Source organism: Brevibacterium luteolum, from assembly GCF_013004595.1.
Lineage (GTDB): Bacteria > Actinomycetota > Actinomycetes > Actinomycetales > Brevibacteriaceae > Brevibacterium > Brevibacterium luteolum.
This window is the reverse complement of the sequence record NZ_JABEMC010000004.1, coordinates 114,838-128,553: the sequence shown is the minus strand read 5'-3', so window position 1 is coordinate 128,553 and position 13,716 is coordinate 114,838. Positions and strand designations below refer to the sequence as shown.

The window sequence follows — 13,716 nt, the reverse complement described above, 5'->3', positions numbered from 1 at the left end:
CCGGTGCTGGTGACCAGCGGCCGCGGCCACTCTCGCAAGCGCCGGTGACAGTGGAGAGAACGTCAGGTGATCAACCGGTAAATAATGGTATAGACCATTTGCGCGGCTGGGCTGGACCGGGGCACGATGAGCAGACCACCCGCCTCGCAACCAGGAGAAAAGCCCCGATGACCACCACGCCACCGGCCCCGGCGAGCACCGCCTTGCAGCAACTCGAAAGCGCTGCAGCGGTCCTCTTCGACTTCAACGGCACACTCTCAGCCGACGAGGATCTGCTCGCTGCGATCTACTGCGATATCGCAGCTGAGCTCGGCATCGAGCTCACCCCTGCGGCCTACGACACCGAGTTCCTCGGCCTGTCCGATCCGCAGATCGCCACCGCGCTCGCCGCCCGCGCCGCCGCAGGTGAACGCACGGTGACACCGGAGCAGATCGCCGACCGGATGGCTGAGGCATACCTCGCAGCCGTCGCGCACACCCCGCGGATCGCTGCCGAGACCTGCCGCCTCGTGCGAGCGCTCGCCGGATCAGGAGTGCCGCTGGCAGTGGTGACCGGAACCTACCGGCGGCTTGTCACTGGTGCTTTGCAGGCAGCCGGGTTCGAGGCGTGCTTCACCGCTGTCGTCGCGTGCGAGGACGTCACTGCCGGCAAGCCCGCCCCCGAGGGGTTCCTCACCGCCGCCCGGCAGCTCGGCGTCACCGCAGATGAGCGCGTGATCGTCGTCGAGGACTCAACACCCGGCCGGCAGGCCGCCGAGGGCGCGGGCATGTCCGTGCTCATGGTCGGGGCCGGTGGGCTCGCCGTCGCCGACATCGGTGCAGCACTGCCAGAGTGAGCCTCGCCTGCGCGAGCGCTGCCGATTCACCTGCCGTGGGAGGGTGTGCTAACGGTGATGCGCAGCCGGTCGGTGCGCAGCGTGTCAGCCGAGTACTCGATCGGGATGCCGGAATCTGTGAACGAGGTGCGCGTCAGACGCAGCACCGTCTGCGCGGCACCGATCTGCAGTAGCTTCCCATCGGCTGAGCCGACCACCTCGGTCGTCAGCGCCTCGGTCTTCGACACCGCAGCCTGGCCGAACGCGTCTGCGAGGATCGCATAGAGCGAACCGGTCAGGTCCCGTTCGAGCATCCCGGGCACGAGCGCTGCCGGGAAGCAGGAGTCCTCCACCAGGACCGGGGTGCCATCGACCAATCGCAGCCGGTGGACGCGCACCACCTCGGCGCCGGTGTCCAAGCCCAGGGCGGTCGCCGCCTCAGCCGAGGCCGGCTGCAGGCAGGCGGTGACCACCTCGGAGGTGACATCGTGGCCGGTCTCGCTCAGCTGGCCCATGAACCCGCGCATCGACGACAGCTCCACCTCCGGCAGCTCCTCAGCCACGAAGGTGCCGCCGCTGCGCCCGGTGCGCCGCGAGATGCGGCCCTCCAGCTGCAGGGCCGCCAGCGCCTGCCGGACGGTCATCCGCGAAACACCGAGCTGCGTCGCGAGCATCCGCTCCGCCGGCAGCCGGGCACCCGGTGCCCACGCACCGGAGGCGATGCGTTCACGCAGCTGCTCGGCGATGCGCATATGGGCAGGCGAGGAGGTCATGGTGTTAGTCATATCACTCTCCAGTCGCCGGTGTGATCCGCAGACGCGGCACGTCGGCGGATTCGCTACCCTGGGAGCGGTACGAACAGCAGCCAGCCGTTCGCAGTCGACTCAAGGAGATATTTCACGTGGCTTCGACATTGGATTCCGTCATCACCCTGGCCAAGCGGCGCGGGTTCGTCTTCCAGGCAGGAGACATCTACGGCGGATCCCGTTCCGCCTGGGACTACGGTCCGCTCGGCGTTGAGCTCAAGGAGAACATCAAGGCCCTGTGGTGGCAGGAGTTCGTCCGCGGGCGTGAGGACATGGTCGGCCTCGACTCCTCGATCATCCTGCCCAAGCGCGTCTGGGAGGCTTCCGGCCACGTCGAGACCTTCGTCGACCCGCTCGTCGAATCGCTGCACACCCACAAGCGCTACCGCGCCGACCACCTCATCGAGGCCTACATCGCCAAGCACGGCCGCGAACCGGAGAACGGCCTGGCCGACATCCGCGACCCGGAGACCGGCCAGGAGGGCAACTGGACTGAGCCCAAGCAGTTCTCCGGGCTCATGAAGACCTATCTCGGTGCCGTCGACGACGAAGAGGGGCTGCACTACCTGCGCCCGGAGACCGCGCAGGGCATCTTCGTGAATTTCAACAACGTCGTCACCGCCAACCGCAAGAAGCCGCCGTTCGGCATCGGCCAGATCGGCAAGGCCTTCCGCAATGAGATCACCCCGGGCAACTTCATCTTTCGCACGCGTGAGTTCGAGCAGATGGAGATCGAGTACTTCGTCCACCCCGACGACGCCCCCAAGTTCTTCGACGAATGGGTCGAGGCCTGCTGGAACTGGTTCGTCGACCTCGGTGTCAAGGCAGAGAACATGCGCCGCTTCGACGTCCCTGACGGCGAACGCGCCCACTACTCGGCTGCCACCATCGACATCGAATACAAGTTCGGCTTCCAGGGTGGAGCCTGGGGCGAGCTCATGGGCATCGCCAACCGCACCGACTTCGACCTGTCGAACCACACCGAGCACTCCGGTCACAAGATGCAGTACTTCGACCAGGCTGCCGGCACCCGCTACACCCCGTATGTCATCGAGCCGTCCTTCGGCCTGACCCGGTCGATGATGGCCTTCCTCGTCGACGCCTACACCGAAGACGAGGCACCGAACACCAAGGGCGGAGTCGACAAGCGCATCGTGCTCAAGCTCGACCCGCGCCTGGCCCCGGTCAAGGTCGCCGTGCTGCCGCTGAGCCGCAATGAGAAGCTCTCGCCGAAGGCCCGCGAGCTGGCAGCGAACCTGCGCAAGCGCTGGAACGTCGACTTCGATGATGCCGGTGCGATCGGCCGCCGCTACCGCCGTCAGGACGAGATCGGCACCCCGCTCTGCATCACCGTCGACTTCGACACCCTCGATGACAACGCGGTGACCGTCCGCCGCCGCGACGACATGAGCCAGGATCGCATCGCCATCGACGAGGTCGTCTCCTACGTCGCTGACGAACTGGGCATCTGAGGCCCGGCCTCAGATCCGCGGGGTCAGGACACTGACACCGCACCGCTATGCACTACATCGCAGAAACACTGCCGCGCGCCTCACGACAGGCCTGGTCGGTCATGCTCGGGATGCTCATCCCGCTGGCCGTCCTGTCTGTCGTGGGGCTCGTGTGGCTTTGGCCCTCGTCTGAGGCCACCGACCGGTGGGATCCGGCGGCCCTGGCCGACGGTGCCGAATTCACCTCGGGCACGGTCGAATCGATCGACCTGCGCGCCTGCCCGGACTACGAATCCACCGGCTGCGGGGCGATCACGCTCAATACGGGGGAGCGCACCGGCACGATGTACGCCCCGCCCGAGGCGATCAAGACCGGCATCGCAGCAGGCGACCGGATCAAAGTCATCGTCATGGACGATGCGCAGACCGACTCGGTCGCCGATGCGATCACCGGCGGCGGGCAGCCATCCGGTGAGCAGGCACCCGGCAGCGACCCGACCAACGAGCCGACCTCCGCCGACTTCGTCTTCGTCGACTTCGACCGCAACATCTCCCTCGGCGTCCTCGCCTTTGTCTACGCCGCCCTCGTCATGCTCGTCGCCGGACTCAAAGGGCTGCGCGCGCTCATCGGCCTGGCATTGGCCTACGCCGTCATGGTGTGGTTCATGCTCCCGGCAGTGATGGACGGCAAACCGGCCGTGCTCGTCGGCATCACCGCCGCTGCGGTCATCATGTTCATCGTCCTGTACCTGGCTCACGGGTTCTCAGCCCGCACCACGACTGCGCTGCTCGGGACCCTGTTCGGCATCCTCATCACCGGTGTGCTCGGCGCGCTGTGGACGACCTGGTCGAAGTTGGCCGGCATCTACACCGAAGAGACCTACATTCTCGCCTGGACCGACGGGCTGTCGATGGCCGACCTCGTCGTCTGTGCGATCCTCATCGCCGGCCTCGGCGTGCTCAACGATGTCACCATCACCCAGGCGGCCGCCGTGTGGGAGCTGGCCGCCTCCCGTCCCGAGGCGTCCAAACGGGAAATCTTCACCTCGGCGATGCGCATCGGCCGCGACCACATCGCCTCCACCGTGTACACCATCGCCTTCGCCTACGCCGGAGGTGCGCTGACCGTGCTGCTGCTCGTCGCCGCCTCCTCCCGGCCGTTCCTCGAATCACTCACGCTTGGCGAACAGGCGATCTCCGTCGTCTCCACCCTGGTGACCTCGATCGGCCTGGTCATCGCGATCCCGGCCACCACCCTCATCGCCGTGCTGGTGGTGCGCTCCGGCACACGCGCGTACTCCGCTGCAGAGGCCGAAATCTGAGATAGGCTGTCATCCGACAGACGCATCCCCCTGCTGAGACGTATCCCCGGCTTCGGCCCGGATGCACTGCTCGAACCCCGCGCCAGACAGCGTTGTCGGCGCCGCACCGGACCCCGAGACGGAAGTGAGCACTGATGACTCCCGCATCGCACATGATGACCCAGGCACCGGCAACCCCGGTTGTCACCACCACCGCCGACGCGGCTGTCGACCCGACTGCTGCGGTCAAACAGCTCGGTGACGTGACGCTGCCGCTGGCCCGCCGCACCCGCGGCTGGACCGGATCGGTCATCGATGCATCGGTCTCCCTGCTGGCCTCTCGGACCAATGACATCGTCCGCTTCGGCATGGGCGCACCGGCTGAACAGGTCGTCCCGGCTGCCGACTTCGCCGAGTTCCTCGGGACGATGACGAACCCGAGCTCCTACACCTACGGCCCGACCGAAGGCGAGACCGAGCTCATCAACGCGATCTGCGAATCCGAGGACCTCACCGGCCCGCGCACCGTTGATCCCAACCGCATCATCGTCACCAGCGGCGGCATGCAGGGCCTCGACCTGGCCTACAAGATGTTCGTCAACGACGGAGACCTCGTCGCCGTCGAATCCCCGACCTACACCAACGGCACCTCGACCGCGCTGAGCTACGGCGCCGAGGTGCTGCAGATCCCCGTCGACGACGACGGCATGGACGTCGAGCGCCTCGCCCGCGACGTCGAGACCCTCGGCCGGAAGCCGACGGCGATCTACGTCATCCCGAACTTCCAGAACCCCTCGGGTGTGACCATGAGCCTGGCACGCCGCCAGCGACTGCTAGAACTCGCCCACGAGTGGAACAGCGTCATCATCGACGACGACCCGTACGGTTCGCTGCGCTTCTCCGGCGAGTACATCCCCAGCTTCGCCGAACTCAGCCCGGATGACCCGCTGGTGTTCTCTGCCCGGTCGTTCTCCAAGATCATCGCCCCGGGCCTGCGCGTCGGCTGGGTCGAGGTCGACCCGGCGATCCGCCAGCTGCTCATCAACGTCCGCCAGGCGATGGACGCCTCGGCCGCGGTGCCCAGCCAGCAGCTTGTGGCCCACTACCTCACCCGCGGCGGGTTCACCGAGCATCTCGACAGGCTGCGCACCGCCTACCACCGGCGCAAGGACGCGATGCTCGAAGCCGCCGCCGAACACCTGTCCGGCCGGGTGGAGCTGACCAACCCCGACGGCGGATTCTTCCTATGGGCGACGCTGATCGGCGATGCCGCCGACATCGACGCCCGCGAGCTGTTCGAGACCGCTCTGGACGAGGGTGTTGCGTTCATCCCCGGTGAGGCGTTCTCACCGGCAGGTGAGTTCTCCAACGCGATGCGCCTGTGCTTCGCCTCCTCGACCGTCGAGCGCATCCACGAGGGCATCGCCCGGCTCGGCCGCGCCATCGAGGTGCAGCTCTCCCGCAGCTGAGCTCACAGAACCTGCAGCACCACACCGACGAGCGCTGCCGTGCCGAAGGCGGTCAGCAGTGACCAGATGAGCACGCTGCGCTCCAGCTGAGCCTTCTCCGCACTGTCTGGAGCCGCTGAACCGTCGTCATCGGCGGTCGTGGCGGCCAGGCTGAGGGCCAGCGCCACACGCGGCGGGGTGGCCAGTGCGGCGAAGGATCCGGCGACATTGCTCATCGCCACCGCCGGCAGCAGCCCGGTGCCGGTCGTGGCGGCCATCGCCGCGATCGTCGAGGCGAACATCGCGTTCGAACCTGTATTCGACCCGGTCAGCACCGAGCCGAGCGCCGTGAGCGCTGGGGCGAAGCCGATGCCGATCCTCGCCAGGCCGGCACCGATGACTTCGGTCATGCCGGTGTCGGTCATGAGCCAGCCCAGCAGCATGAACCCGGCGGTGGCCACCCCGACCGGGATCCACGCCCGTGCAGCGGTGCCCACCACCTCGGCGGCGGGTGCCCGGGAGGCGAGCATGCGGGCGGCGACCGCGCATGCGATCGCCAGCCACACCGGCGGTGCCGACAGCACCGCTGTCATCGGGGACGGCCACAGTGCTGCAGCGCCGCTGGCGAGCAGCAGGCCGACGGTGAGCACTGCGTAGGGCAGCAGCGCCGGGGCCAGCCGGCCGGGAACCGGTTCCGGCTGGCCGCGTCGGCTGAGGAGGCAGCCGGTGAGCAGCACGGCGATGACGAGCAGCGAGCCGAGCACGCCGGCCAGGGGAGTGCCGATGAGGATGTTCGCTGTCAAGATGCCGCCCCACAGGCAGACAGCCGCAGCGATGAGTCCCACGAGGCCCGACAGGCTGCGCCAGGCGCGCGTGATGGCGGTGGTGAGGGCGAAGACGATGACGACCGGCAGGGCGTTCGCCCAGGCCGAGCCGACGCCGAGCTCCTGCAGACCGAGCCCGGTCAGCTGTGCGGCGACCGCCGTGCCCGGCCCGAGGGCACCCCAGGGCACGGCGATGAGGCCGAGGAGTCCGAGGAATGCCGAGGTGCGGATCGAGAAGCCGAGCCTGCGCAGCAGCGGGATGCCGGCGGTCAGTCCGATCCCGTAGCCGGTGACCGATTCGACGAAGGGCACCACGCCGAAGACGATGAGCCCGGCGCCGACGATCGGGTCAGGCAACAGGCTGCGGATGCGCGCCGAGATCGTCTGCAACGCCCCGATCGCTTCCAGCAGCTGGGCAAGCACCATGCCGAAGAGCAAGATGGCCAGCACCTCGCCAGCGAGGATGACGAGGTCGAGCGTCTCGGAGGCGGCCAGCTGACCGAAGTGCAGTGAGATGCCCGGCGTCGCGGTGGCGATGAGGGCGCTCAGCAGCGCCGCGCCCGCCCCGCTGAGGGCAGCGATGAGCGTGCCGCGGCCGGCGACGAGCACGGCCACGGCGACGGCGATCGGTAGGATGCTCAGCAGTGTCGTCATGCGTCGGGAACGCTACCAGGAGGACAGATGAGTGCCGCCGAAGCAGAGCTGAGCGCGCAACTCGCTGAGATGGGTTGGTCGTGCACCAGGCACGGCCCTAACCTCGTCTTCGAACGCAAGGACACAGGGCCAGCCGAGGGCATCGGTGCGGACGCGGGTGGCAATCCGGTGATCTTCTGGCACGTGTCACTGTCTGAGGTGGCCACGCGCTGGGCCGGTGGCCGTGTCACCGGCATCGGGCTGCTGACCTCCGTGCACGTGGCGGAAATGCTCGAGGTCTTCGACGGTTCACGCGGCGAGCTGCGCGACGGCCCGGACGGGTGGCGGGTCTATCCAATCTGAGTCCGCGACACTGCCCGTGTCTGGTCTGCGCGTGTCCTGGGGCCGACCGGACTGGAATGCGGACGCGATTTCGCACAGCTGAGCCGGCTTGGTACATATGACGGATGACTTCCGCCCGAACTGCCGCCGATCAGCCTGCCGCTGACCGCTCAGACTCCGCAGCCGCGGGCCAGCCTGCTGCCGGTGCCCCGCTGCGCCCGGCCGCCCGCCGCGCCATCGTCGCCTCCGTCATCGGCACCGTCATCGAATGGTATGACTACGCCCTCTACGGCGCCGCCGCAGGCCTGGTCATCGGACCGCTGTTCTTCCCCGACTCAGTCTCCGGCGCCGGCCAGCTCTCGGCGCTGGCAACCTTCGCCGTCGGTTTCCTCGCCCGCCCGGTCGGCGGCATCGTCATCGGCCACATCGGCGACCGGCACGGCCGCCGCCCGGCGATGATCCTCACCATCGTGCTCATGGCAATCGCCACCGTGGCCATCGGCCTGCTGCCCACCGCAGCCGCCGTCGGCGTGCTCGCCCCGATCCTGCTCGTCATCTTTCGGTTCCTCCAGGGCTTCGGCGCTGGTGCCGAGCTCTCCGGCGCAACGACGATGGTCGCCGAATACGTCCCCGCCCACCGGCGCGGCTTCTTCACCTCACTCGTGCTCTGCGCCCCGCCAGCCGGCATCGTGCTGGCCACTGCGGCGTTCTTCCTCGCCTCCTCCGGCATGGCCGAGGAGACCTTCATGTCGATCGGCTGGCGCCTGCCGTTCCTCGCCTCGGTCGTGCTGTTCTTCGTCGCCATCTACATCCGCGCCAAGCTCGAAGAGACCCCCGAATACACCTCGGCGATGGAGCAGCAGGAAGCCCACGCCACCAAGGTGCCGCTGCTGGCACTGCTCGCCACCGACTGGCGCGGCGTGCTCGCCGGGTTCCTCAGCCTCACCGGCCACAACGCGCTCAACTACGGCATGGCCGTGTTCTCCATCGGCTACCTGGTCGGCACCGGCATGCCGCAGACCCACGCGCTCGGGGCGGTCACCCTCGGCACTCTCGCCGCGATCATCCTCACCCCGCTCGGCGGCAGCCTCGCCGACCGGTTCGGCGCCGGCACCGTCATGGGCTGGGCCTCGGTCATCGGCGCGCTGTACGCTTTCCCATTCCTGTGGCTGCTCTCACAGGGCACCTTCACCAGCGCTCTCATCGCCATCGCGATCGGCTACGGGCTCGTCATCTCCGGTACCTCGGGTTCGCAGGGCGCGTTCCTGGCCAACCTGTTTCCCACCCGCCACCGGTTCTCCGCGATGGCCCTGGCACGGGAGGCCAACGGTGCGCTCATCGCCGGCTTCTCACCAGTCGTCCTCGCTGCCCTTATCGCCTGGGCGAACGGCGCGATCACTGCTGCAGCGGCCTACCTGGTGGCCTGCTGTCTGCTGAGTGCTGCGGCGATCTTCCTCGCCTCCTTCGGCCGTCGCCGAGGCGTGGGCCGGGACCGGGAGACCATCGCCGGCTGACGAGACGACCGGATGCCCGCACGTCCATCCACAGTCTCTCTCTGAGCCGATGCTGGGTGTCCACACCCGCCTCGGTCCCGGTTTGACTGTCTGGAGATAATAGGGTGGTGACGACCATGACCACCACCTCTCTGCAGACCACCGCCGCATCGGCGCTGCGCATCGGCAACATCGAACTCGACTCGCCGGTGGTGCTCGCCCCGATGGCCGGCATCACGAACACCGCCTTCCGCCGCCTGTGCCGCGAGTACGGTGCCGGACTCTACGTCACCGAAATGGTGACGAGCCGCGCGCTCGTCGAACGCTCTCCGAAGAGCATGCGCATCATCCATCACGAGCCCTACGAGGTGCCGCGCTCCGTCCAGCTCTACGGCGTCGACCCCGTCACGATCGGCCAGGCAGTGCGGATGCTCGTCGACGAGGACCGCGCCGACCACATCGACCTCAACTTCGGCTGCCCCGTCCCCAAGGTCACCCGCAAGGGCGGCGGCTCAGCGCTGCCGTGGAAGCTCGACCTGTTCACCGACATCGTCACCACCGCTGTGCGCGAAGCCAGCCGCGGTGACATTCCGCTGACGATCAAGATGCGCAAGGGCATCGACGCCGACCACCTCACCTACCTCGACGCCGGTCGCATCGCCGCCGAGGCAGGAGTGTCCGCGATGACCCTGCACGGGCGCACGACTGCCGACCTGTACTCCGGCACCGCCGACTGGGGGGCCATCGCCCGGCTCAAGGACCTCATCGGCGACGCCGTGCCCGTGCTGGGCAACGGCGACATCTTCGCAGCCGAGGACGCCGTCGACATGATGGCCCAGACCGGCTGCGACGGTGTCGTCATCGGCCGTGGCTGCCAGGGCCGGCCGTGGCTCTTCGGCGATCTCGCCGCTGCACTCAACGGCAGCGATGAGCGCATCCGCCCGAACCTCGGCCAGGTCGCCGATGTCGTCTACACCCACGGCGTCTACCTCACCGAGTACTACGACGACGAGTTCTACGGCGTGCGCGACCTGCGCAAGCACATCGCCTGGTACTTCAAGGGCTACCCGGTCGGCGGGCAGGCCCGCCGCAAGCTCGCGATGGTCTCCTCCCTGGCTGAGCTGCGCGGACTGCTCGACGAGCTCGACCGCGACGCACCCTATCCCGGGGCTGATGCCGAGGGCTCACGCGGACGCACCACCCGCCCGAAGCGGCCCCACCTGCCTGAAGGCTGGCTTGACTCGCGGGAGATGAACCCGGAGCGCTCCGCGGAGCTCGCCGAGGCCGAACTCGACGTCTCAGGAGGATGAGGGTGGTCCAGACGCAACTTCAGGTGGCCGAGTACTCCGAGCACGACCGCCAGCGCTGGGTCGCCGAACCGGCGAAGAACCCCCGACGCACCGACTTCCAGCGCGACCGGGCGCGTGTGCTGCATTCCTCGGGTCTGCGCCGGATGGGCGCCAAAACCCAGGTCGTCTCCCCAGGCACCGATGATTTCGTGCGCACCCGCCTGACCCACTCCCTGGAAGTCGCCCAGGTCGGCCGCGAACTTGCCCGCTACCTCGGCTGTGACCCGGAGATCGTCGACACCGCCTGCCTGGCCCACGACCTCGGGCACCCGCCTTTCGGACACAACGGCGAAGCTGTCCTCGACGAAGTCTGCGCCGACATCGGCGGATTCGAAGGGAACGCCCAGACCCTGCGGGTGCTCACCCGGCTCGAACCCAAGGTCCACGCCGCAGACGGCACCCCGGCAGGGCTCAACCTCACCCGCGCCACGCTGGACGCGTGCACGAAATATCCGTGGCCGCGTGCGGAATCACCGGTGGCGAAGAAGACCGGCTCACCGGTGACGAAGTTCGGCGTCTACGACGACGACCGGGCCGTCTTCGACTTCTTCCGCGCCGACCGCCCACTGGGCCAGCGCTGCATCGAAGCCCAGCTCATGGACCTGGCCGACGACATCTCCTATTCCGTCCACGACGTCGAGGACGCAGTGTTCTCCGGCCACCTCGACCTCTTCGCCTACCAGAACGACCACGCTCTGGCCGGTCTCATCGACATCACCCGCGCCTGGTACCTGCCCGATGCCCGCGATGAGGACATCATGAAGGCGCTGTCCCGCCTGCAGGCGGCCAGCTACTGGCCGTCAGAACCTTATGACGGGTCCAGGCGCGCCCAGGCCAGCCTCAAGCACATGACCAGCCAGCTCATCGGCCGGTTCGCCGGAGCTGCCGAAGCTGCCACCCGCGAGGAGTTCGGCTGGGAGCCGCTCGGCCGCTACGACGGTAACCTCGTCGTGCCCGAATCGACCCGCTACGAGATCGCTGTGCTCAAGGGCCTGGCGACCGTCACCGTCATGGTCGCCGAAGACCGGCTGCGCCTCCAGCGCATCCAGGCGCGTGTGCTCACGCAGCTGTGCGAGTACTTCAGCGAACGGCCCGAGGACATGGAGCGGATGTTCTACCTTGACTACCAGGAGGCTGAAGATGACGGGCAGCGACTGCGCGTCGTCGCCGACCACGTCGCCAGCCTCACCGACCACTCCGCCTGGGCGGCCTACCACCGGATGCAGGCCAGCGAAGCGAGCTTGCTGTAATGGCCGGGCTGATCCTGCGCGAGGACATCGATGAGGTCCGCTCCCGGGCACGCCTCGACGACATCATCGGCGAGTACGTCACGCTGCGCAGCGCAGGAGTCGGCAGCATGAAGGGACTGTGCCCCTTCCACGACGAGCGGACCCCGTCCTTCCACGTCCGTCCGCAGGTCGGCATGTACCACTGCTTCGGCTGCGGCGAGAGCGGCGACGTCTTCACCTTCCTGCAGAAGATCGACGGGCTGACCTTCACCGAGGCCGTTCAGCGGCTGTCCGAACGCGTCGGCGTGCAGCTGCGCTACGAAGAGGGCGGCACCGGGCCGGACAAAGAGGCCATCGGCCAGCGCCAGCGTCTCGTCGACATGCACCAGGTAGCCCAGGCGTTCTTTACTGAATACCTCGGCAGCCCCGAAGCGCAGATCGGCCGACAGTACCTCGCCGACCGCGGCTTCGACAAACAGGTCTGCGAGAAATACGGCATCGGCTTCGCCCCGAGATCCTGGGACGCCTTGCTCAAGCATCTGCGCGGGCGCGGCTACAACACCGAGGACATCATCGCCTCGGGCCTGGTCAGCCAGGGCAACCGCGGCATCTACGACCGGTTCCGCGGCCGGCTCATGTGGCCGATCAACGACGTCACCGGCCGCACCGTCGGCTTCGGGGCCCGCAAGGTCTTCGACGACGACCAGGGCCCGAAATACCTCAACACGCCCGAGACCCCGCTGTACCGGAAGAACCAGGTGCTCTACGGCCTCGACATCGCTAAACGGGCGATCGCCCGCTCGAAGCGGGTCGTCATCGTCGAAGGCTACACCGACGTCATGGCCGCCCACCTCGCCGGCGTCGAGCAGGCTGTCGCCACCTGCGGCACCGCGTTCGGAGCCGAGCACATCAAGCTCATCCGGCGGCTGCTCGGCGACGACTCCGCGCACTCCGGTGAGGTGATCTTCACTTTCGACGGTGACGAGGCCGGCCGGAAAGCGGCACTCAAGGCTTTCGAAGACGACCAGAAGTTCGTCGCCCAGACCTTCGTCGCCATCGCCGAAGACGGCATGGACCCCTGCGACCTGCGCATCCAAAAGGGCGACGCCGCCGTCAAAGCGCTCATCGACTCGCGCCGGCCGCTGTTCGAGTTCGCCATCACCTCGACAATCGAGCGCTTCGACCTCGACACCGCCGAAGGCCGAGTCGGCGCCGTGCGGGCCGCCGCACCGATGGTCGCAGGCATCCGCGACAGCATGCTCAGGCCGGAATACGAGCGCTTCGTCGCCGGTGCCGTCGGAGTCGACACCGCAGACGTGCACGCCGCCGTGCGCGCAGCCGGACGCAGGGCAGCAGCAGGCGGGCCCGGAGGTGGACAGCAGCCCACCCGTGACCTGCGCAGTCAGCACCCGCAGCAGCAACAGCGGCAACACCCTCAGCAGTCCCCACCGGGACCGGGCGGCCCCTACGGGGGTCCTGCCGTGCCGCCGCCGGGCAGTCCTGCCGATCAGACGGGCGCTGAGATCGCCGCCTACGAACAGGAGTTCTCCGGCGCGCCGGCGAACACACCGAAGCTGCGGATCGAACGCGGTGCCCTCCAGGTGGCGATGCAGCAGCCGCAATACGTCAACGCCACCCTCTTCGACGGGCTCAACGGCAAGGTCTTCTCTCACCCAGCCCACAGGGCAGTGCATCAGGCGATGAAGGACGCCGGAGGCATCCGCACTGCGATCACCGACCCGGCCAGCTGGCCGGAGAAGGTCCTCGAAGCAGGTCCCGACCAGCTGCGCGGACTCATCGGCGAACTCGCCGTCACCCCGCTGCCGGCCACCGACGGGCAAGGCGTCGAACGCTACTCACGCGGCATCATCGCCAGCCTGTTCGACGAGGACATGACCCGCATCGCCCGCGAACTGCACTCCCGGCTCTCCCGCACCGACCCCAACGACCCGGCAGCGACGAAGCTGCTCGAGCAGCTCCAGGTGCTCGAACGCCAACGTGCCCGGCTGCGCGCACTCATGTGAA

11 protein-coding genes are annotated in these 13,716 nt (G+C 68.1%); 9 read left to right on the top strand and 2 right to left on the bottom strand.

The window, feature by feature from the left end:
• The first annotated feature begins 167 nt into the window (after positions 1–167).
• Positions 168–836: an HAD family hydrolase gene (locus HLA91_RS08040; RefSeq protein ID WP_170274251.1), complete on the top strand. Its 669-nt coding sequence runs from the start codon at positions 168–170 to the stop codon at positions 834–836.
• Between the two features lie 26 nt (positions 837–862).
• On the opposite strand, the gene HLA91_RS08035 is transcribed toward HLA91_RS08040, so the two are convergent.
• Entirely contained in the window at positions 863–1,600 is a 738-nt protein-coding gene (locus tag HLA91_RS08035; protein WP_170274250.1) for a GntR family transcriptional regulator, read from the bottom strand.
• A 116-nt stretch (positions 1,601–1,716) separates the two neighbouring features.
• On the opposite strand from HLA91_RS08035, the gene HLA91_RS08030 reads away from it, so the two are divergent.
• From HLA91_RS08030 to HLA91_RS08020, 3 genes are all read left to right on the top strand, one after another.
• Positions 1,717–3,093 carry a glycine--tRNA ligase gene (locus tag HLA91_RS08030; RefSeq protein ID WP_170274249.1) on the top strand — a complete coding sequence of 459 codons (1,377 nt, stop codon included), beginning with the start codon at positions 1,717–1,719 and terminating at the stop codon, positions 3,091–3,093.
• A 47-nt stretch (positions 3,094–3,140) separates the two neighbouring features.
• Positions 3,141–4,394 (top strand): YibE/F family protein, encoded by a 1,254-nt coding sequence (locus HLA91_RS08025; RefSeq protein WP_170274248.1) that lies wholly within the window; start codon positions 3,141–3,143, stop codon positions 4,392–4,394.
• A gap of 134 nt (positions 4,395–4,528) precedes the next feature.
• Positions 4,529–5,842: an aminotransferase-like domain-containing protein gene (locus HLA91_RS08020; RefSeq protein ID WP_239557038.1), complete on the top strand. Its 1,314-nt coding sequence runs from the start codon at positions 4,529–4,531 to the stop codon at positions 5,840–5,842.
• A 2-nt stretch (positions 5,843–5,844) separates the two neighbouring features.
• Here HLA91_RS08020 and HLA91_RS08015 read toward each other — a convergent pair whose 3' ends face one another.
• A complete protein-coding gene (locus tag HLA91_RS08015) occupies positions 5,845–7,299 on the bottom strand; it encodes an L-lactate permease (RefSeq protein WP_170274247.1) in 1,455 nt (484 codons plus the stop codon).
• A gap of 27 nt (positions 7,300–7,326) precedes the next feature.
• Between HLA91_RS08015 and HLA91_RS08010 the strand changes: the two genes are divergently transcribed.
• The 5 genes from HLA91_RS08010 to dnaG all read left to right on the top strand — a co-directional run bounded on the left by HLA91_RS08010 (position 7,327) and on the right by dnaG (position 13,715).
• Entirely contained in the window at positions 7,327–7,641 is a 315-nt protein-coding gene (locus HLA91_RS08010; protein ID WP_170274246.1) for a hypothetical protein, read from the top strand.
• 104 nt (positions 7,642–7,745) lie between these two features.
• Positions 7,746–9,134 carry an MFS transporter gene (locus tag HLA91_RS08005; protein WP_170274245.1) on the top strand — a complete coding sequence of 463 codons (1,389 nt, stop codon included), beginning with the start codon at positions 7,746–7,748 and terminating at the stop codon, positions 9,132–9,134.
• Between the two features lie 116 nt (positions 9,135–9,250).
• Positions 9,251–10,423, top strand: coding sequence for a tRNA dihydrouridine synthase DusB (gene dusB / locus HLA91_RS08000; RefSeq protein WP_102160752.1), 1,173 nt, complete (start codon positions 9,251–9,253; stop codon positions 10,421–10,423).
• The gene (locus tag HLA91_RS07995) at positions 10,420–11,712 is read left to right on the top strand and encodes a deoxyguanosinetriphosphate triphosphohydrolase (protein ID WP_102160418.1); all 1,293 of its coding nucleotides are present in this window, start codon (positions 10,420–10,422) and stop codon (positions 11,710–11,712) included. The genes dusB and HLA91_RS07995 overlap by 4 nt, the downstream gene beginning before the upstream one ends.
• A complete protein-coding gene (gene dnaG, locus HLA91_RS07990) occupies positions 11,712–13,715 on the top strand; it encodes a DNA primase (protein ID WP_170274244.1) in 2,004 nt (667 codons plus the stop codon). Before HLA91_RS07995 ends, dnaG begins: the two co-directional genes overlap by 1 nt.
• Position 13,716 lies beyond the last annotated feature (1 nt).

Excerpts from the sequence above, each read along its gene's own strand:
- HLA91_RS08010 (WP_170274246.1), top strand. The coding sequence starts at position 7,327 with ATGAGTGCCGCCGAAGCAGAGCTGAGCGCGCAACTCGCTGAGATGGGT.
- dnaG (WP_170274244.1), top strand. The coding sequence starts at position 11,712 with ATGGCCGGGCTGATCCTGCGCGAGGACATCGATGAGGTCCGCTCCCGG.
- HLA91_RS08020 (WP_239557038.1), top strand. The coding sequence starts at position 4,529 with ATGACTCCCGCATCGCACATGATGACCCAGGCACCGGCAACCCCGGTT.
- HLA91_RS08035 (WP_170274250.1), bottom strand. The coding sequence starts at position 1,600 with ATGACTAACACCATGACCTCCTCGCCTGCCCATATGCGCATCGCCGAG.
- HLA91_RS07995 (WP_102160418.1), top strand. The coding sequence starts at position 10,420 with ATGAGGGTGGTCCAGACGCAACTTCAGGTGGCCGAGTACTCCGAGCAC.
- dusB (WP_102160752.1), top strand. The coding sequence starts at position 9,251 with ATGACCACCACCTCTCTGCAGACCACCGCCGCATCGGCGCTGCGCATC.
- HLA91_RS08040 (WP_170274251.1), top strand. The coding sequence starts at position 168 with ATGACCACCACGCCACCGGCCCCGGCGAGCACCGCCTTGCAGCAACTC.
- HLA91_RS08015 (WP_170274247.1), bottom strand. The coding sequence starts at position 7,299 with ATGACGACACTGCTGAGCATCCTACCGATCGCCGTCGCCGTGGCCGTG.
- HLA91_RS08005 (WP_170274245.1), top strand. The coding sequence starts at position 7,746 with ATGACTTCCGCCCGAACTGCCGCCGATCAGCCTGCCGCTGACCGCTCA.
- HLA91_RS08025 (WP_170274248.1), top strand. The coding sequence starts at position 3,141 with ATGCACTACATCGCAGAAACACTGCCGCGCGCCTCACGACAGGCCTGG.